This window comes from Vitiosangium sp. GDMCC 1.1324 (assembly GCF_003044305.1).
GTDB lineage: Bacteria > Myxococcota > Myxococcia > Myxococcales > Myxococcaceae > Archangium.
On record NZ_PZOX01000001.1, the window covers coordinates 469,828 to 492,737 of the forward strand.

Genomic DNA, 22,910 nt, shown 5'->3' on the forward strand with positions numbered 1-22,910 from the left:
GCCCGGGGAGGAACCACCCACCCCGGCGCACAAGAGTCGGCGACGAACAGTGCGTCCGTTTGCCGTCGAAAGGCAGTCACACCCCTGAAAAATCCGTGTCACTGTCTGGCAGCGAGCGGGCAATCTGTTCGCCACTCATCATCCCGGGCCGCCCGCGGTCTTCTTTTGTTCTTCCAGCCGGGACAGTTCGCGGGCCTGCTGGGCCTTCAAGCGGCGGAACTCGCGCATCACCTTGGCGGGGTAGCCCTGCATGAAGCGCTCGCGCACGTCACGCCGGGCGAGGATCTTCTTCGCCAGTCCCGGGCCCGCGTTGTAGGCCACCAGCGCCCGCTCCGGAGTGCCGAAGCGCTCGATGAGGTCCGCCAGGTAAGCCGTCCCCAGCTCCACGTTCAGCTCGGAATCGAACAGGTTGGTGTGGCGCTGCAGCTTGAAGCCCGCCCTGTCCGCCAGATAGCTGCCGGTGTCCGGCATCACCTGCATCAACCCCATGGCCCCGACGTTGGACACCGCGTAGTTGTTGAAGGAGCTCTCGCAGCGGATGACCGCCACCACCAGCATGGGATCCACCCCGTTGCGCCGGGCCTCGCGGACGATGGCCAGGGCCAGCCGCCGCTGCTGGCGCTCCGGCAGCTGCGAGGCCTGCACCGCCGCCGCCACCCCCAACACCTCCGCCTCCGCGTAGAGCGCCTCCTCCTCCTCGAGCTGCGCCAGGTTGGCCTCCTGCTCGGCCAGCTTCGCTCGCAGCTCCGCCACCTCCGGACTGTTCTGCCCTGGGAAATAGGGTTGGAAGGCAGACGCCGTCGTCCCCGCCACCACCCCCGCCATCACCATCGCCACCGCCCACCCTCTCATTCACACCCTCCCCACGCGCGCTGAGTCAGCCGTGCGTCCGTGTGGCCGATGCCGCCCGCCCAAAGCAGTCACCGTGCCATCCGGGCAACCTCCTGGAATCACGAAGAAGCCGGGCGAAGTGGGACTTGGCACACCGGAAAAAAAGTCCGGACTGGGAACGGTTGTGCCCACGGTGGGACTGTCGAAAGGAGGGGTTGCCGTGAGCAGCCGGGCGACCCAGCTTTGCGCCGGGTCCCCAGGACCAGGGGAGAGGAGTGGGCGGCGTGTACTGGACGATGAGTGCGATCCTGTTCGTGCTGTGGGTGCTCGGGTTGATCAGCGGCTCGACCGAGGGACGGTGGGTCCACCTGTTGTTGCTCTTCGCCATGGTGACGCTCATCCTGGCGCTGGCGCGCCGTGGCCGAGGAGCACTCGCATGAGCCGCTCCGCCCCGGCGATCATCGCCCTGGAGCTGCCGCAGGACGCGAGTGGCTTCGTGCGGCGCGAGTGTCCGCAGTGCCGGCGGGACTTCAAGACGCGCCCCTGCCGCCACGACGCGAGCATCCTCCAGCGGCGCCTGGCCTCGCTCTTCCCCTTCGAGAACGCGCACGAGAGCTTCGACGAGGTGCCGGACTGGTGGTGCCTCTACTGTGGATACCGGGCGCCGGGGGACGAGTGGCTCACCCCCGCGCAGCAGGCCCACGTGGAGGCGCTGGCGCGGGCGTGGGCCAACCACGTGCGCTACGAGCAGCTGGCCTACGTGTCGCGCACCCTGTCCCTCAACCCCCGGCCCACCTTCGTCAGCGTGGAGCCGGAGGCGCTGCCCGGGCCCATGCCCCAGGACACGGATGACCTGCGGGTCATCCCCCTGGTGTGCTGCGGCGAGGAGGTGAAGGCGCTCTGGGACTGGGATGGGCCGCTCTTCTGCCCGCGCTGCGGCTCCCGGCACGGGGGCCTGAGTGGCCGGCAGCAGATCCACCTGCAATTCATCGAGGAGTAGACGGAAGCGGGCGGCCGGGGGCAGTCTCCAGGCCCATGTGGCGGCTCATCCGATGGGGCGCGTGCCTGACCCTGCTGCTGGTGGCGGGGAGCGCGGGGGCACATGACGCGGACATCCTCTATGCGCAGCTTTGGCGCCCCCAGGCGGGCGGGCCGGAGGTGCACGAGCGCATCACCCTCACGGCGGACACGCTCGCCCGCCTCATCCCCTCGGACGCGGATGGGGACGGCGTGCTCACCCAGGCGGACCTGGACGCGCGCACGCAGGCGCTGGCGGTGGGCATCTGGGACGCCATCCCCCTGAGCGCCGGAGGCCAGCCCTGTGCCCGCACCGGGACCACCGCCCGCGCGCGCGAGTCCTACGTGGAGCTCGGCGCCACCTTCACCTGCGCGCCCGGGGAGCTCCGCCAGCGCTTCTCCCTGCTGTCCCTGCTGCCGTCCAACTACCGGGTGGTGCTCGGCAGCTACGTGCAGGGCGAGCAGGGTCAGCGCTTCGCGGATGCCTCCCAGCCCACACTCGTGGTGTCCGAACCGGGACAGCCGGAGCGGCAGGCCGTGTCGGGGCTGCTCGAGTGGATTGGCCTGGGGCTCACCCACATCTTCGGGGGGATTGATCACCTGGCCTTCCTGCTGGCCCTGCTGCTGGTGGGAGGGAGCTGGCGGCGGGTGCTGCTGCTGGTGACGTCCTTCACCCTGGCCCACTCCCTCACCCTGGGGGCCACCGCGCTGGGCTTCATCCTCCTGGACGATGCGCGCGCACGCTGGGTGGAGATGGCCATCGCCGCGTCCATCATCTGGGTGGCGCTGGAGAACCTGCTCTGGCGCGAGCACCGCCACCGGGCCGTGCTCACCTTCCTCTTCGGGCTGGTGCACGGCTTCGGCTTCGCCAGCGTCCTGCGGGGCTATGGCCTGGGCGACTCGGTGGTGACGGGCCTGTTCGGCTTCAACCTGGGCGTGGAGCTGGGGCAGGCGGCCGTCGTCGCCGTGCTGTGGCCCCTCGTCCGGCTGGTGCAGCGCCGGCCCCTGGTGCACCAGCGGACACTGCGCGGTCTGTCGCTCCTCATCCTCTCGGCCGGAGCGTATTGGCTGATGGAACGTGCGCTCGGGCCCCTCGGTTGAATCCTGGCGGGTCCATCCCTAGGTTCGAGCCGGGATAGGGGGCAGGACCTGGGGAGGGCCGATGGGCGCAAGGCATACCCGCTTGGCTGCGGCGCTGGCCGCGGCGTGGGAATCCGAGGTTGTTTCGGCGAGGCGCATGACCATGCTCGCCGAGCGGCTGGGCGATAGCCGCGGGCGGGCGCGGCTGATGGTGCTCGCCGCTTTCTGTAGGGCTCATGCCTCCAGGCTGTTGGCCCGCCTGGCGGCGCTGGGGCGCGGGCCGTTGCCCGTACCCCCCGAGGAGATCTCCCTGGACGACGACACCGTGCTGGAGCTGCGCCGGGAGGGGGCCTTCGCCCGCGCCTCGGCGACCCGGTACGAGTCCACCGCCGAGCTGGCCCGCCAGCACGCGGACCTGTCCAGCGCCTGGGTCTGCGAGCTCAACCGCACCGAGGAGCAGGATCGCTCCCGGGAGCTCTTCGCCCTGGCCGAGGGCGCCGCACAGGCCGCCGCCGAGGCCAATGCCTCTTCGGCCGCTGCCGCTCCGGCGGATAGCTGACAGCCCGCTCGCCTTGGGCGTAAAACGGGGGCATGGCCAAGGCGGAGAGTTACAACGATTTGATCTTCCAACTCGGCGATCTCGCGAGGGATCGCCTGGCGGGCAAGCCCAACTGCCCGCGGACCATGGACCGCGTCTACCGTGCGGAGTCGGCCCTGGTGGCCCGCCAGGACGAACTGGCCGCGCTCGAGCAGCAGATGAACGAGGAGGACTCGGCCTGGCAGGACTACCTTGCCCAGTACGAGGCCGACCGGGCGGTCCAGTACGAGGTCGTCAAGAAGTGGAAGAAGGCGGTGGATGCCGTGGAGGGGCAGACAAAGGTCCTCCGCAAGACGCTTTCCGGCCGCCGTGCGGACCTGCGCTACTCCCAAGATGCGCTCACGAAGCTGGAGAAGAAGCACGCCGACCTGGAGCTCACCACCCAGGATGAGTCCAAGCTGGCCGTCTCGCGCGACAACCTGAAGAAGAACCGCATCCAATCCATGCGCCTGGTGCGCGAGGTGGAGGATCTGGAGCATCAGGTCGAGCAGGCCCTCACCCCCAAGCCCGGTCAGCCCGGCGCCGCCGGCATCCTGGCGCACAAGCGCATGCTCGACCTGGAGGACCAGATGACCGCCCGCAAGGAGACGCTCGACCAGGCGATGGCGGAGATCGACCGGGCGATCGCCGAGAAGGAGACCGAGGTCCAGGCCGCGGAGGATTATCTGGATCAGGCGCTGTTCCTGCTCGGCGAGGACGTGTACGCGCAGCGCATCCAGGACGCGCAGCTCGCCCCGTTCTATCCGCGACTGGATCGCGCCCAGTGAAGTCGCGCCCGCCCTCCGTGCTTGACGGTGGGGGGCAAGCTGCTACATTGCGCCGCTTCCTGGCGTCCGGGGACTGAAGTCGGACGCAACCTGCTGAAATCATTGATGTTTTCGTGCAAATCGCACGAGCTGTGAGGACGACGTGAAGGGTCTCATTGGCAAGAAGATTGGAATGACCCAGGTGTTCAACGACGAGGGCAACCTCGTTCCGGTGACGGTGGTCGACGTCAACACCTGCCAGGTCGTGGGCAAGCGGACTCCGGAGAAGGATCAGTACTCGGCGGTGACGCTGGGCTTCGGGGAGATCCGCGAGAAGCGCCTGACGAAGGCGGATCTGGGCTTCTTCAAGAAGAACAACGCGCCGCTGCGCCGTCACCTGAAGGAGTTCCGGGTGAGCGCGGAGGACGCCGCGGGCTACAACGTGGGCGACGCCGTGAAGGCGGATCTGTTCACCAAGGGCCAGCTCGTGGACGTCACCGGCATCACCAAGGGCCGCGGCTTCCAGGGCGTCATGAAGCGCTGGAGCTTCAAGGGCTCGCAGACGAAGACGCGTGGTACGCACGAGTACCGCCGTCACCCGGGCGCCATCGGTCAGCGTAAGACGCCCGGTCGTGTGTACCCCAACAAGAAGCTGCCCGGTCACTACGGCGTGGATCAGGTCACCACCCAGAACCTGACCGTGGTGGACGTGGACGTGGAGAAGGGCCTGCTGCTCATCAAGGGCGCCGTCCCCGGCCACAACGACGGCATCGTCGTCGTCCGCCCGAGCATCAAGGTGGCCCTGCGCGAGAAGCACAAGGCCGCTCGCGCCAAGTAAAGCCGTAGGCCCTGTGTGTGCTCCCTCCCTCGGCAGGGGGAGGGCCGGGTTCATCGTCCTACCGAGCCTCCAGGCACCGCCACAGGGTTTCTCTCGACGCCCCGCTCCGGTCACCCACCGGGCGGGGCGTTCGTGTTTCTGGCCACATGCGGGGGCCGGAACGTTGGCCAGCGGGCGCTGGAGTGTTGTGTGCATGCGAAAGCTCACCCGGGGTGAAGCCTGGTCCCTTGCTCCCGGGAGATCGCGTGCCCACATGGTTGCGCCACACGGCCATGACTGCACGCAACCCTTTCCGTTTCGTTTCGCTGGCCCTGCTGCTGACGGCGCTGTCCGCCTCGGCGCAGGAGCAGGTGCTGGATCCGGCCGCCGTGCGCCACCGGTTGTTCTCTCCCGAGGGGCATCTGGAGGCGTCCGTCACGGTGGGTCTACCGGCGCGCGAGTACCTCACCGCGCACTACAACCTGAATGTCGGCGTCGCCTACAACCTCTTCAACACGTTCGGCGTGGAGGCCCGCGCCGGCTACGCGCTCAGCCGCCACACGGGCCTGGCGCGCTCCATCTCCGAGAGCTTCCTCACCCGTGAGGACAAGAAGATCACGGACGAGCTCGAGGACCTGTGGGAGATGGGGGCGCACGGCGTGGTGGGAGCCCGCTGGGCGCCCATCTACGGGAAGCTGTCGCTGCTGGCGGATCAGACGGCGCACTTCCAGGCGTACCTCTGGGCGGGCGGCGGGCTGGCCTCGCTGCGGCGCCAGTCCGTCATCCAGTGCGCGCAGGTGGTGAATCGGGATCTGGGCATCTGCGACAACCGGACGGATCCGAACAACAGCGCCACCGCCACCGAGTCCTACTGGCGCACCGAGTCGCGCGTGGCGCCGGTGGCGTCGGGAGCGGTGGGCTTCCGCTTCTTCCTGTCGAGCGGGCACGCCGTCCGCTTCGAGCTGCGCGACTGGGTCTTCGCGGACCAGTACCGCGTGAACGTGGCGCGCGAGGACTGGGAGGCGGGGCGGGAGAGTGGTGAGCCCGCGCGCAACCCCGGCCTGACGCACCTGGTGCAGTTCGACCTCGGCTACTCCTTCCTCTTCTGAGGCTGACGTCCCTTCCATGCGACCGACCTCGCTCTTCGCGTTCCTCCTGGCCGCGGCCGCTCCAACGGCCCTGGCCCAGGCGCCCGAGTCCAAGAAGCCCGTGCCCTCGGAGACGGCGCCCATTCCCGTGAAGCCGGAGCCCCGGCAGGACAAGGCCGAGCCCAACGGCCCGGATCTCATCAAGCCCCCCTCGTCCGTGGGGACCGAGACGCCGGAGCGGCCGCCGGACGTGCCGTTGGCCTCGTCCGTGCCGGCGGAGCTCCAGCCGGTGGCCGATCCGGACGAGCAGCGCCTGGTGAATGGGGCGCCGCTGCACAACCCGAACGTGGCCGTCCACGTGGTGCAGAAGAAGCGCTTCGCGGACGAGGGCCGGCACGAGTTCACGCTCTACCCGGCGGTGGCGCAGGTGAACGGCCGGTTCACCGAGCACTTCGGCACCGCGTTCCACTACACGTACCACCTGCAGGAGAACTTCGCCCTGCAGCTCTCTACCCAGTACAACTGGTACTCGAACGAGAGCCTCTTCAACCTGGAGCTCATCGACAAGGTACGCGAGCAGGCCCAGGCGGCCTCGGCGCTGCTGCTGGTGTGGGGCGCGCAGGCGGGCGTGGAGGTGACGCCGTTCTACGGCAAGTTCGCCTTCAACGACGACCACCTCTTGCAGTTCAGCCTGGTGCTCAGCGGTGGCGCGGGCATCGGCTCCACGCGCGTGCTCGTCCGGCCCAAGGTCTCCAACCAGGTGGATGGTGAGACCTTCATCGTCCCGGCGCGCTTTGGCGACACGGGGACGAAGTTCCTCGGCTCGGTGGGCGGCGGCTTCCGCGTGCAGTTCGGCGACTCCATGGCGCTGCGCCTGGAGGTGCGCGATCAGGTCTACACCGCCCGTGTGGATCGCGTGGACGGGTGCAGCCTCCAGGACTTCCAGAAGCTGGAGGATGCCCGGGGAAGCGGCCAGGCCTTCTCGGAACTGGGGCTGAGCGGGAGCTGCAAGTACCAGAAGTTCGACGGGGTGGACCCGAAGACGCGCAAGAACTACCGCGAGGACATCGTCCTGGGGAAGGACCTGGTCGGCAATCCCTCCTCGGACGTGCTCAACAACCTCGGCTTCTACGCCGGCTTCTCCTTCCTCTTCTGAGGCCCGCGCCATGCACCGATTGCTTCTCGCCACCCTCCTGGTCCTCGCGCCGCTGGCCGTTTCCGCGGAGGAAATGAACGCCTACAACCATGCGCTCGCGTCCTTCAACGCGGGCAAGCTGGAGGACGCGGCCTCGCGCTTCTTCGAGCTGTCCTCCAACGCGGTGGACTCCGACGTGCGCGCCCGCTCCGAGTACTACCTGGCGCAGTCCCTCGCCCGGAAGGGCATGTCCGTCAGCGCGCTCATCTCCTATGCGCGGATCGTCGACACCGGCCCCAAGCACCCGTTCTATCTCCAGTCGGTGGAGGGGCTGGTGGACGCGCAGCAGAAGCTCAACGAGCAGAACCTCGTGCCCAACATCCTCGACAAGGCCTACACGCCCGAGGTGGAGGACAAGTGGGCGAAGCTGCCCCGCGAGGTGCTGGCGCGCGTCCACTACCAGGTGGCCACCATCCGTCAGCGCCGCGGCCGTTTCGAGGAGGCCCGCTCGCTGCTCGAGTCGGTGCCGTCCGACAGCCGCGTCTACGCCCGCGCCCGTTACCTGCTGGGCGTGGTGCTGGCGGATCCCCACTTCCCGGGCCGTCCCACCGAGGCGGACACGTTGGACTCCGCCGCCCTGGCCGCCTTCCAGGGCGCGATCGATGCCAAGGGCGCGCAGATCGGCCATGACGAGGTGAAGCAGCTCGCGCAGCTGGGCATCGGGCGTCTGCACTACGGCCGTCACGAGTACCCTCAGGCCATCGCCTCCTACGAGGCGGTGCCGCGCTATGCCCGCTTCTGGGACCAGGCCCTCTTCGAGAATGGATTCGCTCGCTTCCAGGGCGAGGACTTCGGCGGGGCGCTCGGCAGCCTCCAGGCGCTGCACGCTCCTCAGTTCGAGGGCGCCTTCCAGCCCGAGTCGTGGATCCTCAAGGCGACCGTCTACTACTACAGCTGCCTCTTCGACGAGGTGAAGACCACGCTGGCTGCCTACGAGCAGCTCTATGATCCCATGGCGAAGCAGCTCGAGCCGTTCACCGGGGAGGACGTGGATCTCCTGTCGTCCTACAACCTGGTGGCGGCGGAGAACCGGCGGCTGCCTCGCCCCATCTACCTGTGGATTCGCGACAACGAGCGCATCCAGGACGTGATGCGGACGATCGCCGAGGTGGACGCGGAGAAGCGCCTGATCAACGAGGAGGGCATGTGGCGCGCCACGGGGCTGGTGCCGGAGGTGGGGTCCTCGCTCGAGGAGGTGCGCGGCACGCTGATGCAGATCGGCGGCCGCTTCGCCAAGAGCCGCCTGCAGGAGGCCGCGCAGAACCTGCGCACCTTCGCGGATCAGGCGGAGATCATCCGGGTGCAGACAGCGCTCGACGAGAAGGACCTGTTGCTCGCGGGGGTGGATCAGAAGGCGGTGCTCAAGAGCCAGTCCATCTACCGGCCGAAGATGCCTGGGGCCGCGTGGAACTACTGGAAATTCCAGGGCGAGTTCTGGCGCGACGAGATCGGCTTCTACCAATACACGCTCAAGCGTGGCTGTCCGGCGAAGCTACAGGGCAAACAATAACGTTGCCGAGTCAATGAATGACACGAGGGGCGGGCCCGCGCGCTGGGAGCGACGGGTTTCGCCCCTTCTCATTCCAACATCGCGTTTCTACTTTCCATTGTCCCTTTCGGTGGGTGGTGAGGGAGGCGATGGGGGCGACCCGGCTTCATCTGGAGCACGCGGCCCGGCTGCCGGGCGTCCCTTTGTTATCGGGCCCACCACAGGAGCTCGCATGAAGTCGGTCCTTCGTTTCGGTGCGCTGGCGGTGGGTGTGGCGCTCACCGCGGGCGGAGCAGGGGAGGCGGCACAGCCCTCGCGCAAACCCGCCCAGGCGGCGGAGTCCCGCAAGGGAGAGTCTCGCAAGGGGGCCGCGCGTCAGGAGACATCGAAGCAGGAAGCCTCGTCCTCGGAGCGGGAGCCCGAGCGCCAGGGTCCGGCCCGTATCGGACCCGCGCGCATGGGCCCGGCGGCGATGGACAACGCGCCGCGCATCGCCGACGGGCAGAAGGACGAGCTGGCGGATCGCAAGCGCGACGAGGCCATCGAGGGCTTCAAGCGCCTCATTCCCAAGCTGCAGGAGGGCTCGCACCGCAGGGCGGACATGCTCTACCGCCTGGCCGAGCTGTACTGGGAGAAGTCCAAGTACCTCTATCAGCAGGAGATGAACCGCTACCTGGCGGCGGAGAAGGCCCAGGACGCGGCCACCGCCCGGGGCGAGAAGCAGGAGGCGCCCCAGGCGGACCACAGTGAGAGCGAGCGCTTCCGCGCCGAGACGATGGGCATCTACGAGATCCTGCTGCGCGACTACGCGGACTGGCCTCAGCGCGACGAGATCCTCTTCTACCTGGGCTACAACCTCCAGGAGCTCGGCCGGCGCGACGAGGCGGTGAAGCGCTACCTCCAGCTCATCGAGGAGTTCCCCCAGTCGCAGTTCGTCCCGGACACCTACGTCCAGCTGGGCAACCACTACTTCGACAACAACAAGCTGAAGGAGGCGCGCGAGTACTACGAGAAGGCCCGCGCCTCGAAGGTGCCCAAGGTGTACGCCTACGCCGTCTACAAGCTGGCGTGGTGCGACTACAACGCGGGCGGCTACGACGAGGGGCTCGCGAAACTGCACGAGGTGGTGGACTACGCCGAGGCGCGGGGCGAGGAGCTCGGTGACCTCAAGACCGAGGCGCTCAACGACGTCATCGTCTTCTACGTCAAGCTGGACAAGGCGAAGGAGGGCATCGCCTATTTCAAGCAGAAGGCTCCCCAGAAGCGGCAGGAGCGGCTCATCTCCAAGATGGCCGCGGAGCTGATGGACGTAGGTCTGTACGACAGCGCCATTGAGACGTACCGCACCCTCATCCGCGACAACCCCAAGGGCCCCGGCGCTCCCGACTACCAGCAGTCCATCGTCCGATCCTACGAGGGCCTGCGCCAGCGCACCCAGGTGCGCGCCGAGATGAAGCGCATGGTGGAGCTGTACCGGCCCGGCAGCGAGTGGTGGCAGGCCAACGCTGACAACAAGCCCGTGTTGCGCAATGCCTTCAGCGTCACCGAGGAGGCCATGCGCGTGATGGTGACGGACTACCATCAGGAGGCGCAGAAGACGCGCCAGGTGGAGACGTACCGGCTCGCTCGCGACATCTACAAGGAATACGTCGACACCTTCGCCTCCAGCGAGGATCCCGAGTTCATCTCCGACTCCGCCTTCAACATGCGGTTCTTCTACGCGGAGATCCTCTGGGCCCTCGAGGAGTGGGAGGCCGCCGCCGCCCAGTACGATGCCGTGGTTGCCTTCAAGGTGCCGGATCGCGACTCGGCCCGCGAGGTGTCCAACGAGAGTTACCGCAAGAGCGCGTCCTTCGCGGCCATCATGGCCTACGACAAGCTCGTGAAGATTGAGCGCGGCCAGCTCACGAAGAGCGATCTCAAGGACGGCCAGAAGGTGGACGAGAACAAGTCCAAGGGCCACGTCGAGAAGAAGGGCCGCATCACCAAGAAGGACACCGATCAGGCCGAGGAGCCGCTCACGCGCTTCGAGGAGCGGCTGGTGGCCGCGTGCGACACATACAACCGCCTGTTCCCGGACACCCCGGATGAGATCGACCTGCGCTACCAGGCGGCGCTCATCGTCTACGACCGCCACCACTACATGGACGCGGCCCGGCGCTTCGGGGAGATCATCAACAAGTTCCCCTCCGAGCGGCGCTCGCGTGACGCGGCGGACCTCACCATGTACGTGCTCGAGTCCCGCGAGGAATGGCTCGAGCTCAACAAGCTGTCACGGCAGTTCCTCGCCAACGACAAGCTGCTCAAGCCCAGCCCCGAGTTCGCCTCGCGCGTGGCTCGCGTGGTGGAGGGCTCGCAGTACAAGTGGATCCACGAGGTCGTCTACCAGAAGGAGAAGAACCCGGCGAAGGCAGCCGAGCTCTTCCTCGACTACGTGAAGGAGTTCCCCCGGTCCGAGAACGCCGACCGCGCGCTCACCTCGGCCATGGTCATCTTCCAGGAGGCCGGGCAGATCGATCGGGGCGTGGCCGCCGGCGAGCGTGTCCTCACCGACTACGCGGACAGCGCCTTCGAGCCCAAGGTGCGCTACACGCTCGCGCGCCTCTACGAGAAGATCGCCGAGTTCCGCAAAGCCGCCGCCATGTACGCCGCCTTCGTGGACGCCCAGGACGCCGCCTCCCGCGCCGTCGTTGCTCGCAAGGCGAAGCCGGTTGCGAAGAAGGGCAAGGACTCGAAGGAGAAGGAGTCCATGTCCGGCGACGCGCCGAGCGCCGATGAGGCCCGGGCCCGCAAGGACGAGGAGCGCCGCGCGCTGCTCGTCGAGTCCGAAAAGTGGGTGCCGGATGCCCTCTTCAACGCCGGCCTCTGGTGGGAGGGCGTGGGCGAGTCCGACAAGGCCATCTCCGCCTACCGCGCATACATGGCCCGCTTCAAGGACCGGCCGGACGTGCCGCAGCTCGCCTACAACCTCGGCCTCATCTACGAGAAGGATGGGAAGTCGGCCGAGGCCGCCCGCGCCTTCGACTCCTTCGCCGAGACGTACGGGCGCGACTCGCGCACCTCGGCCGGACAGGTGTACCTGGCCCGCTACCGGCAGTTGCTCGCGTACCGGAAGCTGAAGAACACCCGCGACACCGACCGCATTCAGGGCGAGCTCGTCCGCGGCTGGGCGAAGCTGTCCCCGCAGGAGCGGCAGCGGCCGGAGCTCCTCAATGCCTACGGCCATGCGCGCTTCCTCGCGGTGGAGCCCGACTGGCAGCGCTACGTGGATGTCCGCTTCAAGCGCGTCGCCACCATCCGGCGTGACCTGGCCTCCAAGCAGCAGTCCATGCAGCGGCTGGAGAAGGCCTATACGGACGTGCTGGCCTCCGGCTCGGGCGAGTGGGGCATCGCCGCGCTCACCCGCATTGGTCTGGCCTACGCGGACTTCGCTCGCAACATCATCGAGTCGCCGGACCCGGCCGGGCTCGACGAAGAGCAGCGCTCCATGTACCGCGGCGAGCTGGAGAACCTCGCGCTCCCGCTGGAGGACAAGGCCAGCGAGGCGCTCGAGAAGGCGCTGGGCAAGGCCTATGAGCTGTCGCTCTACAACGAGTGGACGCTGGCCGCGCAGGAGCAGGTGAACCGCTACCACCCGGGCGCCTATGCCCAGGTGCGCCAGGTGCCCTTCCGCGGCAGCGAGTTCTTCGTCACCGCAGACGTGGCCAAGGAGCCGGGTCTCCCGGATACCAGCCAGGCCGGTGCCACTCCGGCGCCCGCTGCTCCAGCGCCTGGCTCGTCCACGGCTCCCGAGGCCGCTCCCGAGCCCACGCCGCCCGCTGGTGGCCCGGTGCCGGTTCCATCCACTGCTTCGGGCAAGGTCCAGCCGTGAAGGTGACGCACATGCATCCGCGTGATTCCGCAGGGAGGACGCTCATGGAGTTCCGCCGCACCCTCGCCGCCGCCACGTTGGCCCTCACGGCCGCGTGTGCCACCACCTCGCAGGTGAAGCCCGAGCCCGTAGCCACCGCGGCTCCGTCAGAGGCACTCGTTCTGGCTCCCCACCAGCCCGTCACCCCCGAGCCTCCGAAGAAGGAGCGGGATGCGCGGGAGCTCTTCGCCGAGGCCGTCGCCGCCTTCGACGCGGGAGACTACGCCCGGGCCGAGGAGGGCTTCCGCAAGGTGCTCGAGCAGGCACCGCAAAGCCTCAACTCCCAGTTCAACCTGGGCATCATCGCCGAGCGCCAGGGCCGGCTCGCGGACGCCCAGGCCGCCTACGAGAAGGTGCGCTCCCTCGCGCCGGGCCACGTGCCCACGCTGCTCAACCTGGGCCGGATCTACCGCGTGCAGGAGAAGTACGCGGAGGCCATTGCCCTCTACGAGGCCGGGCTCAAGGTGCCGGGGCGCGAGCATGCGTCCTCGTTGCTCAACAACCTCACCGTGGCCTACCGGCTCGCGGGCAAGCACGAGCAGGCCGAGGCCACCGCCCGCCGCGTGCTCGCGCGCAATCCCGACGATGCCGAGGCCTACAAGAACCTCGCGCTCGTCTACTACGACCAGGGGAAGTACCGGCTCGCGGAGCTGGTGCTCGCCAACGCGCGCAAGCTCGATGAGAAGGATCCGGGCATCTACAACAACCTGGGGATGATCTACCTGAAGCTGGAGGACCGGGCCCGCGCGCTCACCCAGTTCCAGAAGGCGGTGTCGCTCAACGAGCGCTTCGCCCCCGGTTACATCAACATCGGTGCCATGGCCCTGGCCTGGCGCGACTACGCCGGCGCCGAGCGCTCCTTCGCGAAGGCCGTCGAGCTGGAGCCCGGCTCCCAGGATGCATGGCTGTATTACGCCTACGCCCTGGACGGGCAGAAGGGCAGGGACGCGCAGAAGGGACTCAAGGCGGGCGAGGCCTTCGAGAAGGTGCTCGCGCTGCGCGCGGATCAGCCCGACGCCGTCTGTGGCGCGGGCTGGGCCTACGCCGTTGAGCGCACCGGCTGGGACAAGGCCGAGGGTTTCCTCCAGCGCTGCAAGGAATTGGGTTCCACGAGCGCGCAGGACAAGCAGATGATCGACGCGAAGCTCCAGGGCATCGCGGCCATGCGCAAGAGTGGCCAGCCCCAGCCCGCGCCCGAGGAGAAGACTCCCAATCCGGCCGCGGTCGGAGGCAGTGGTTCAATGCTAGACAAGGTGTCGGACGAGGCGGCGCGGCAGGAGGGCGCGCCCTCGGGAGACGCCACGCCCGCGGCGCCCGTGCAGAAGGCGGCACAGCCGGGCGCAGACACCTCGACGAGCGAGGGCGGGCCAGCAGCCGAGCCTCCGCCCGAGGCCCCGAAGACCGAATAACCTACCGGCCCCGGTGGGAAAATTTTTCCACTCTTTGGGGCCTCGCGGGGTGGGGGTGGAAACGCATCGCTGGGATTTCGAGGCATTCCATCACCCGAGACGTTGGTGCAGGGCGTGCAAGGGAGCTGGAAGGAACCTCACCTGGGACCCGCTGTCCCACCCGACGAGGAGGCCTGACATGAGACGACTGGCAGCGGTTGTGGCGGTGGTGGCGTTGTGGGCGGGGCCGGTGTTCGCCGAGGACGACCAGAAGACCCAGGTGAAGGTCATCCAGGAGGAGGACAAGGTGGTCGTCCGGAAGAAGACGACGATCGACTTCACCGACATGGCGGTGGAAGGCGAGCTCACCAAACCGGAAGGCTCGTATGTCCTCAACCGGAAGAAGACGGACTTCCAGACGCTGATCCGGGTCCGCGACAACTTCAATCCCGAGCTGCAGAAGTCGGTCGACAATCTTTAGCGGGCGGGCATGGGAATGCGGGGCGGAAGGGAGGAGGAAGGATCCTCTATGGCGGCGGGGAAGAAGAACGGGTTGACGCTGCGGATCACCGGGCCGGATGGCTCCGTTCACGAGGCGGTCTCCGAATCGGAGAGTGTCATCGTGGGCTCGGGCGCACAGGCGGCGGTGAAGATCCTGGACCCGAGGGTCTCGAACCTTCACGTGATGTTGAAGGTCGAGTCCACCGGTTCGGTGACAGCCATTGATCTGGGCAGCGAGAGTGGCACGCAGGTGGGCGGGCAGCGGGTGGTGGGTCCCAAGACACTCTCGCCCGGTGACGTGCTGATGGTGGGGAGTTCACGGGTGGAGGTGGTCTTCGGAGACTCGGGGGCGCCTCCACCGCCCGCGGGCGCGGAGGTGAGCCGCGCGGCGCTCCAGGGCTCGGTGCTGCATTCCAGCCGGGCGACACCTCCAGGGCTGCGCAACCGCGCGGTCCCGGGCATGGCGGTAACGAGGTCGAGGTCCCTGGCCACGGCGCACATGCAGGAGCCGCTGCCGCCCGATGCGCTGCCCACCAAGGACGCGAAGATCCTCCAGGTGCGGTTGTTCTGGGGCGACCAGATGCTCTCGGTGCAGCACTTCCGGGACGGCGTGCCGGTCACCATCGGCGAGGCGAAGAAGAACTTCTTCCACGTGTACGACTCCGAGGTGGGAGCGCGTCACGTGTTGGCGGTGGCGCGCGGTGAGCTGTACGAGCTGCACGTCCCTGAGTCCGCGGGCGTCATCGTCACCCACAACGGGGACGTGCGGACGAAGGACAGCCTGCGCGCGGAGGGCAAGCTGACGGCGTCGGGCCGAGAGCACGCGTATACGCTCGGCCTGCATGAGCGGGCGGAGGTGTCGCTCGGCACGCTCACCTTCGTGGTGCGCTATGTGAAGCCGTCGCCGGCCGTGTCGGTGAGCAGGCTCGAGGAGGCGGACTTCACCTGGTTCAAGATCGCCAGCATCAGCCTGCTGGCGGCCGGCGCGGTGGTGGCGGCCATGTTGCTCCTGCCGCGCACCGAGGCCCCCTCCGAGAACGACATCTTCCAGAGCCAGCAGCGGGTGGCGAAGTTCCTGGTGCAGCCGCAGAAGACGATCGAGACGAAGCGGTTGGACTTGAAGGGCGCGGAAGAGGGCGCCAAGGCCAAGGACGAGGAGGGCAAGTTCGGCAAGGAGGAGGAGAAGAAGGCCGAGGCCGATCCCTCCAAGCCGGGGACTCCCGTCGTCGACAAGACCAAGCGCGAGAAGGATCGCCAGGTGGTGGGCAAGGTGGGCCTGCTCGGCGCGTTCAAGGGGCTGAAGGGTGGCGCCTCGGACGTCTTCGGGCCGGGCGGTCTGGGCACCGGTATCAACAACGCCCTGGGTGGTCTCAAGGCCGGAGCGGGCCTGGGGGATGCGCAGGGAGTGGGCGGGCTCGGCTCGCGGGGTCAGGGCACTGGCGGTGGCGGGACCGCGCTGGGGCTCGGGGGCCTGGGCACCAAGGGCAATGGCCGTGGGGCGGGTGACAACGCCGGCATCGATCTGTCCGGCCGAGGAAAGACCATCACCAAGATCGTCCCCGGAAAGACCACGGTGATTGGCGGCCTCGACAAGGACGTGATCGCCAAGATCATCCGGAGCCACCAGAACGAGATCAAGTACTGCTACGAGACCGAGCTGAACAAGAACCCGAGTCTCGCGGGCAAGGTGGCGGTGGCCTTCACGATCGATCCGGCCGGTGGCGTGTCGGAGGCGAACGTGACGGAGACCACGCTGAACAGTTCTGCGGCCGAGGCCTGCATGCTCTCGCGCATCCGCCGCTGGAAGTTCCCCGAGCCGAAGGGGGGCGGTGTGGTGGCGGTGACGTACCCGTGGCTCTTCTCGCCCGCGGGTAACGAGTAGCTGCTCACGTCTCTGGAGTTCCATCGTGCAGAACCCCTCTCCCCTTCGGGGGAGAGGGCCTCGAAGAGGGTCGTCCCGATATGAAGAAGCCGCTGCTGGTCGCCGTGCTCGCGATGTTGCCCACCACCGCTCTCGCGGCCACTCCGCCGGAGGGTGTCCCGCTCGAGGTCCGCCGTGGCTTCTTCACCGAGGCCGACATCGGTGTGTTCTTCACGCTGGGCGGGGAGAACCTCTATTCGAACGCGCAGTCGTACCTGCAGCTCGGCGTGGGGTACGACCTGACGGACAAGGTCTCGCTGGGGGTGCACTTCGGGCTGGGCTCGTCGGCGGCGAATTGCTTCGCCGGGTACCTGCCGGACTCGAACGTGTGCAGCATGTCCGACAACTTCACGGTGGCGTTCGCCGACGTGACGGCGGCGTATATGGTGCCGCTCGCCGAGCGCCTCTACCTGATGCCGAAGGTGGCCGCGGGCCTCACGCGGTTGGATCCGGCGCCCGTGGGCGGTGGGGATCCGGGTCGATCCCTGACGGCGCCGAACGCGGGGCTGGGCGTGGGTATCGAGTACGCCACGCCCATGGACCACTTCTCGGTGGGAGCGGACTTCCTGGCCCGCTACCTCATCGGACCCAACATCTCGACCTTCGCAGTCTTCCCTCGGGTCAAGTACACCTTCTGAGTCCGTCGAGGCAGCGGGCTGCCCGGCCCGCGCCTATGCCTGATACCAGGGCTTCTGATTCTCGGCGAGAATGTAGGCGCAGTTCACGAGCGCCAGGTGGCTGAAGGCCTGGGGGAAGTTGCCGATCTGCCGGCGATCCCTGGGCAGGTATTCCTCCGCGAGCAGTCCCACGTCGTTGCAGAGCCCCACCAGCTTGTCGAAGAGACGGCGCGCGTCCTCGGTCCGCCCCATGAGGTGGTAGGTGTCCGCGAGCCAGAACGAGCAGGCGAGGAAGGCGCCCTCTTCACCGGAGAGACCATCCACGCTCTCCTCCGTCCGGTATCTCAGCACCAGCCCATCCGGCATCAACTCCTCCTCGATGGCCTTCACCGTTCCGACGACGCGGGGATCCGTCGCGGGGAGGAACCCGGAGAGGGGGATGAAGAGCAGGCTCGCGTCCACGCCCTTCGAGCCGTAGTACTGCGTGAAGGTGTTCCGTTTGGGATCGAAGCCCTTGCTGCACACGTCGTCGAAGATGGTCTTCCGGAGCTTCACCCACGGCTCCTTGTCTTCCTTCACGCCGAACTCCTCGATGGCGCGAATCCACCGATCGACGGCGATCCACGCCGACACCTTGGACGCGGTGAAGGAATGCTTCGGACCCCGCATCTCCCAGATGCCATGGTCCTCCTTCGTCCAGACGTCAGCCACCTGGGTCGCGACGGTCTTGAGCGCCCTCTGGGCGCGTTCCGGCAGGTGACCCACCGCTTGAGCGGCGATGTGCAGCACCGCGGCGAACTCGCCGAGGACGTCGAGCTGGAATTGAGAATAGGCACCGTTGCCGACTCGCACGGGCCGGGCACCCTCGTAACCCTGCAACCAGTCCAGCGTGACCTCCGTGAGGCGCCGCTCGCCCCGGATGCCGTACATGATCTGTACCTGGGAGGGCGCTCCTCCAATGGCGTCCTGCAACCAATCTCCGAAGGACTTCGCCTCGTCCTGGAGCCCGGCGAGCAGGAGCGCGTTCAACGTCAGGGAGGAGTCGCGGATCCAGCAGAACCGGTAGTCCCAGTTGCGCTCCCCACCCGGAGTCTCCGGAAGCCCGAACGTGGGTGCGGCGACGATCGCCCCCGACGGGTGGAAGCTGCACGCCTTGAGCGTGAGGAGCGAGCGCACGACGATGTCCTCATACCCGGCGGGCGCGCGGATCTTCGAGGCCCAGCCCTCCCAGAAGGACTCCGTCTCGCGCAGAGCGGCGTCCGGGTCGATCATCCCCGGGATGTCGTCGTAGGGCCGTGCCCAGGAGAGCACGAAGGGAATCCGTTGGCCGGCACGAACCGTGAACTCCGATTCGAACGGAGGGGGTTCCTTGCCGGTCCCGCCTCGCAGATACACCGCGTCCGGACCCGCGACGGCGGCGTAGGTCCCATCCCGCCTGCTCACCCGGGGAACGGTGTAGCCATTGGCGAACCGGGGGACCAGCTCGGAGCGCATCGCCACCTCACCCCGGATCCCCTCGACCCAGCGCACCAGGTGTGGAGACCCCTTCCGGGTGGGCATGAAGTCCACGATCCGTACGGCGCCCTCGTCCGTCTCGAACTCCGTCTCCAGGATGAGCGTCTTGCCGCGATAGCGTCGGCGGACGTTTCGCACGGGCTGCCGGGGGGCGAGCTTCCACCGCCCGTTGTTGGCCGTTCCCAGCAAGGACGTGAAGCACGCCTCCGAGTCGAAATCCGGGAGGCAGAGAAAGTCGATGGACCCATCACGAGCCACGAGCGCCGCTGTGTACAGATCCCCGATGAGCGCGTGGTCTTCGATGAGGACGCCCGGCTCTGGCCGGGTGTCGCTTCCCCATCCTGTTCTTGGTGCTTCCCGTGTCCGCGTGGTCTCCGTCGCCTCCATGTGTTCCTCCTGGCGCGCATGCACCCTCAAAGAGGGAACTTAGGTTCCAGCTCTCTGGAGGCAATTGGCACCAGCAAGGGTTTGCCGTCACGATCCCCCGGCAACCCAGGGGCGGAGCGCCTGGGTCCTTCCAGGTCGAGGGCCAATGGGTGACGTCGCGCATCACTTGGGAGGAACACCAGCGGCGGGGCCGGATCTCCTCCATTGAGGAGGTGCCGGTGAGGAGGTGCCGGCCCATTGGCTCCAGACGGACGAGCGCGTGCTGGAGCTCCTGGACGATGAGTCCCCGCTGGCTCAGTGAAGCGCCGGCCCCTCGGGGGAGGGACCGGGCTGCAACGGAGCCTCTTCTTCTCCAGGCAAGCGCCGCGTGCCGCGGATCTCCGCGAAGCACTGCCGCAGGTCGGCCGGTTCATCGAGCACCTGGGGGAGCGGCCGGTCGGTCCTGTCGGGCCAGCGCATGAGTTGGATCATCTCGTCGGCGATCTCGAGCCCGGTCACGAACCCATCGCTGAAGGAACAGCATCCCGTGTTGAAGTAGCACGGCGCATCCATGCGGATGGCCCGCGGCGCCTGGAACTGGCTCGCGCGTGCCCATTCCAGCTCGGCTTCGAGCGCCCTGCGACGCTCCAGCAGCTCCGACCCGTCCGACTCCAGCTCGAGCTGCGCGAGCTCGCGGGTCAGCTTGTCCACCAGGCTCTGCGCCTTGAAGACGGGCCGGTGCGTATGTCCCGCGAAGAGGATCACCCCCGGGTCCTGCCGCTTGGACAGCGCCCACAGGTACAGCGCCTCGTCATGCCTCTGCCGGAGCACCCAGTCCTTGGCCGGAGTGGTGGATGCCATCTTCGTCAGCCGCTGCCAGTTGCGCCAGACATAGCGCACGAACAGGCGGGTCGCACGGTTGACGTCCGACGCGCCCTGGTGCCCATGCACGAAGAAGAACTCGCCGAGCCGCGTGTCCCGGTGGGAGAAGGATGGGACACGCAGGGGACTTCGGCGATGGATGATGAAACCGCGTCGAGCCACGCGTCAGTGTCAAACACCTCTCGGGCCCACGCCGTACTCGCGCTGGTCCTCGGGCATGGCGAGGATCACCTCTCCGCCGGACGAGGCAATGCGGACCGGTGGAGGAGCCTCCTGCTTGGAGGCAGGTGCCGAGGCGACAAGAGTGGCCCGCGCGCGAGGGCACCATGTTGCGCGTATGCCGACCCCGAATCATTCCGGGCGGTTGCGAGGTATGGGCGCGATTCTGCAGGAAGCTTCGCACCGCCCGGCGTGGGTTCTCTTCCCGTCGCCTCCACTGGAGGTAACATCAGTGGGTTTGGGCTTCTAACTCGGGCAGTTCGACCGAAGAGGTGCAGCAATGTCTAGGTGTTTTGTCGATACTCGCACTGTGGACACACGGATGTCCCTGCGCGCGGGTGCGCTGGCCCTGGCTGCCTTGATGCTGTTTACAGCGTGCGCCTCGGGGACCCCCATGGGTGGAGGGCTGAATGCATCCCGTTATCATTCGCCCGCGCCGCACGACTCGCCCGAACCGTGGGGGCTGGAGGAGGCTTTCTTTACCAGGCTGCCCACGGACTTCGCTCCGGTGCAGGTGAGTGACGCCGAATTTTCGGCGGCCATGGTAGCGCTTTGGCTTGACATGCCGCTTCGGGTGGCCGCGTCCCGCCCCCCGTTGTATGTCGGCCGTAGGCTGGCGTTGGCTTCCTCGCCCTCGAGTGGTGAAGCGTGGCAATCAGACCTGGCCCGGTCCTATGGGCAGTTTTGCGAGCGGTGCGGCACTCCAGGGGACTGCCTGACGCTGTTTGAAGACGGGTCCCGCTTCCAGGATGACGACAAGCGAAGCCTTGCGCTCGCCCTGGCGGTAGGGCCAGCCCTGGACGGTGTAAACGCGGAAGTGCGAGCCATGCTCAACCCCACGCAAATGCTCGCAATGCTGAGTGTCAGCATCACGGTTTATATGGCGCTGCTGTTGGCGCCAGTGCCCGAGCCGGTGACAAAGGGCGCGGCCCTGGTGTTTAGCGCTGCCTTGTGGGGTTATCTCGGTTATGAATTCTTCGACCTGCTGCGGGCGTATGCGCAGCTTTACGAAGATGCGCCCCGGGCCTCTACCTTCGCGGAGTTGCGCGAGATTGGCGAGCGTTTCGGACGTGTCATCGGCCCCAACAGTGTGCGGATTCTCGTCATCGTGGGGACGGCGGCGATAGGTGAAACGGTGGCGCTCGCTTCCAGGGCTCCAAAGCTCCCCGGATTCGCGCAAGCGTCGGAGAGAGTCGGAGCCAGTACCGGCTTGGGCCTGCTGGAGACGGCAACCGGAGCCGAGCGCGTCATTGTCTCTGTGCCTGAGGGGACAATCCGCATGGTGTTGGCGCCTCATGTCGTGGCCATGGCTGCTCGGGGCGTTGGCAGTGGGAGTCCTGCGCTGAGTCGGGGTAAGCTGCTCCCCAACGGACACAGGGCATGGGGATCGTTTAGTGGCTTCAAGTCGGCCATGGGGCCAGCGGGCCCGGGAAAGGAATGGCATCACATTGTGGAGCAGACACCGGGCAACGTGAAGCGGTTCGGTGGCGAGGCCCTGCACAATACAGAGAACGTCGCTGCTCTAGATGAGGCTTTGCACACCGAAGTTGGCCGCCTTTATTCTTCGATCAAGTACAACATTACTGGCTCATTCGGGTTGACTGTCCGGCAATGGCTGAGCGGCCAATCCTACGAGGCGCAGCGCGCGTTCGGTCTGCTGGCGATTGAGAATGTAAGGAATGGGGTATGGTGAAAAGCTTCGAGAAGCTCGTCGAAGAGTTTGCGTATCACGTACAGGCTCAAACGGAGCAGATTGTCGCGGGGGATGCGAAGATCGGAAACAAACACGCAAAGAAAGCCATCGCCGCATTCATGCAGTTGCGCGCTGGTGGTGATGCGGGGCGAGATGCGCTCGCCGTGCTGTTCACGCATCCGCGTATGGACGTGCGGGTGTCGGCGGCTGCGCTGCTGTTGCGCCATCGCACGGCGGAAGCCAAAGCGGTTTTGGAGGAAGCAGCGAAGGGTAAAGGACTGGTCCCGTTTGAGGCATCCGAGGCGTTGAAACGCTGGGAAGAAGGTACATGGGCCCTAGACCCTGCCGAGGATGATGAGAGGCAGCCGGGAGCAACCCGTCCGGCACAGCCCAGCAAGCTCAGCCATCCACGCACGGAGCGCACCACTACAGGCAAACGGAGGGGGAGCAAGCGGGACAAACCCGGCGGGTGATCTTGAGCGGGGTGCAAGGGCGCAGCAACTGAAACTCAATCCAGGTGGAGGACCCAGAGCACGACGGCAGCCATGGAGGGCGCCTCGGGCCGGTGGGCGGCCACCTGCCCTCGTCCAATGGACGAGACTGCTCGTGCGCTCGGGGCGGCGGTAGCGGTTGCGGCTGCGCGCCTCCAACATGCCGAGTTGGTTGCTCGTTGTCTGGAGCGTGAAGGAGGGCCAGACGTCCTCCGGCCAGCGCTCGTTCGCGGTGTTGCGGAGGGTGTCGAAGGAGGTGCGGATGCACTCGGCTAATCCCCCGTTCCATTTCGGGTCCGCTCCGGGCATGAGGCGACCAGGCATGAAGCGCGTCACCTCGTAGGCGATGTTCCACATCTGGGTGAAGAACTCCTCGTGATGGGCCCGCGCCAGGAAGAGCGAGGCCTGGTACACCCCGCCCGCGAGTCCCTGCTCCAGTTCGAAGCGGCATACGGTCCTTGGCGGGCACCACGCGAGCACCGAGCCCACGTTCGAGGCGATCGCCGACCTTGAAGGGGGCGTGGTCCGGGTCGTCGTCGCCCCTCC

The 22,910-nt window shown here is 67.3% G+C and carries 19 protein-coding genes; 16 read left to right on the forward strand and 3 right to left on the reverse strand.

The window, feature by feature from the left end:
* Positions 1-138: 138 nt before the first annotated feature.
* Positions 139-852: a lytic transglycosylase domain-containing protein gene (locus tag DAT35_RS01775; protein ID WP_108065116.1), complete on the reverse strand. Its 714-nt coding sequence runs from the start codon at positions 850-852 to the stop codon at positions 139-141.
* 263 nt (positions 853-1,115) lie between these two features.
* Here DAT35_RS01775 and DAT35_RS01780 point away from each other — a divergent pair, with 263 nt between their 5' ends.
* The 14 genes from DAT35_RS01780 (at position 1,116) to cglE (ending at position 17,219) form a co-directional block, all read left to right on the forward strand.
* On the forward strand, positions 1,116-1,271 hold the full coding sequence (locus DAT35_RS01780; RefSeq protein ID WP_108065117.1) for a lmo0937 family membrane protein: 156 nt from the start codon (positions 1,116-1,118) through the stop codon (positions 1,269-1,271).
* On the forward strand, positions 1,268-1,831 hold the full coding sequence (locus tag DAT35_RS01785; protein WP_108065118.1) for a hypothetical protein: 564 nt from the start codon (positions 1,268-1,270) through the stop codon (positions 1,829-1,831). Before DAT35_RS01780 ends, DAT35_RS01785 begins: the two co-directional genes overlap by 4 nt.
* Before the next feature lie 35 nt (positions 1,832-1,866).
* Positions 1,867-2,949: a HupE/UreJ family protein gene (locus DAT35_RS01790; RefSeq protein WP_108065119.1), complete on the forward strand. Its 1,083-nt coding sequence runs from the start codon at positions 1,867-1,869 to the stop codon at positions 2,947-2,949.
* A 136-nt stretch (positions 2,950-3,085) separates the two neighbouring features.
* Positions 3,086-3,487: a hypothetical protein gene (locus DAT35_RS01795; protein ID WP_233261251.1), complete on the forward strand. Its 402-nt coding sequence runs from the start codon at positions 3,086-3,088 to the stop codon at positions 3,485-3,487.
* Between the two features lie 32 nt (positions 3,488-3,519).
* Positions 3,520-4,293, forward strand: coding sequence for a hypothetical protein (locus DAT35_RS01800; protein WP_108065121.1), 774 nt, complete (start codon positions 3,520-3,522; stop codon positions 4,291-4,293).
* 142 nt (positions 4,294-4,435) lie between these two features.
* Complete coding sequence (rplC, locus tag DAT35_RS01805; RefSeq protein WP_108065122.1) at positions 4,436-5,110, forward strand: 50S ribosomal protein L3; 675 nt, start codon at positions 4,436-4,438, stop codon at positions 5,108-5,110.
* Positions 5,111-5,382: 272 nt separating this feature from the next.
* The gene (locus DAT35_RS01810; protein ID WP_108065123.1) at positions 5,383-6,198 is read left to right on the forward strand and encodes an outer membrane beta-barrel domain-containing protein; all 816 of its coding nucleotides are present in this window, start codon (positions 5,383-5,385) and stop codon (positions 6,196-6,198) included.
* A 16-nt stretch (positions 6,199-6,214) separates the two neighbouring features.
* On the forward strand, positions 6,215-7,333 hold the full coding sequence (locus DAT35_RS01815) for an outer membrane beta-barrel domain-containing protein (protein ID WP_108065124.1): 1,119 nt from the start codon (positions 6,215-6,217) through the stop codon (positions 7,331-7,333).
* 10 nt (positions 7,334-7,343) lie between these two features.
* Positions 7,344-8,882, forward strand: a complete 1,539-nt coding sequence (locus DAT35_RS01820; protein ID WP_108065125.1) for a tol-pal system YbgF family protein — start codon at positions 7,344-7,346, stop codon at positions 8,880-8,882.
* Positions 8,883-9,093: 211 nt separating this feature from the next.
* A complete protein-coding gene (locus tag DAT35_RS01825) occupies positions 9,094-12,732 on the forward strand; it encodes a tetratricopeptide repeat protein (RefSeq protein WP_108065126.1) in 3,639 nt (1,212 codons plus the stop codon).
* Between the two features lie 11 nt (positions 12,733-12,743).
* The gene (locus DAT35_RS01830; RefSeq protein WP_108065127.1) at positions 12,744-14,180 is read left to right on the forward strand and encodes a tetratricopeptide repeat protein; all 1,437 of its coding nucleotides are present in this window, start codon (positions 12,744-12,746) and stop codon (positions 14,178-14,180) included.
* Positions 14,181-14,358: 178 nt separating this feature from the next.
* Complete coding sequence (locus tag DAT35_RS01835; RefSeq protein ID WP_108065128.1) at positions 14,359-14,640, forward strand: hypothetical protein; 282 nt, start codon at positions 14,359-14,361, stop codon at positions 14,638-14,640.
* A gap of 48 nt (positions 14,641-14,688) precedes the next feature.
* The gene (locus DAT35_RS01840; protein ID WP_108065129.1) at positions 14,689-16,542 is read left to right on the forward strand and encodes an AgmX/PglI C-terminal domain-containing protein; all 1,854 of its coding nucleotides are present in this window, start codon (positions 14,689-14,691) and stop codon (positions 16,540-16,542) included.
* Between the two features lie 80 nt (positions 16,543-16,622).
* The gene (cglE, locus tag DAT35_RS01845) at positions 16,623-17,219 is read left to right on the forward strand and encodes an adventurous gliding motility protein CglE (RefSeq protein WP_108065130.1); all 597 of its coding nucleotides are present in this window, start codon (positions 16,623-16,625) and stop codon (positions 17,217-17,219) included.
* Positions 17,220-17,252: 33 nt separating this feature from the next.
* Here the strand turns inward: cglE and DAT35_RS01850 are convergent, their stop codons facing one another.
* Together DAT35_RS01850 and DAT35_RS01855 are read right to left on the reverse strand one after the other, a co-directional pair.
* Positions 17,253-19,100 (reverse strand): glycoside hydrolase family 15 protein, encoded by a 1,848-nt coding sequence (locus DAT35_RS01850; RefSeq protein ID WP_108065131.1) that lies wholly within the window; start codon positions 19,098-19,100, stop codon positions 17,253-17,255.
* A gap of 294 nt (positions 19,101-19,394) precedes the next feature.
* Positions 19,395-20,123, reverse strand: a complete 729-nt coding sequence (locus DAT35_RS01855) for a hypothetical protein (protein WP_108065132.1) — start codon at positions 20,121-20,123, stop codon at positions 19,395-19,397.
* A gap of 379 nt (positions 20,124-20,502) precedes the next feature.
* Between DAT35_RS01855 and DAT35_RS01860 the strand changes: the two genes are divergently transcribed.
* Together DAT35_RS01860 and DAT35_RS01865 are read left to right on the forward strand one after the other, a co-directional pair.
* On the forward strand, positions 20,503-21,873 hold the full coding sequence (locus tag DAT35_RS01860; protein WP_108065133.1) for a hypothetical protein: 1,371 nt from the start codon (positions 20,503-20,505) through the stop codon (positions 21,871-21,873).
* Positions 21,867-22,346, forward strand: coding sequence for a DUF2019 domain-containing protein (locus tag DAT35_RS01865; protein ID WP_108065134.1), 480 nt, complete (start codon positions 21,867-21,869; stop codon positions 22,344-22,346). The genes DAT35_RS01860 and DAT35_RS01865 overlap by 7 nt, the downstream gene beginning before the upstream one ends.
* Positions 22,347-22,910: the final 564 nt, after the last annotated feature.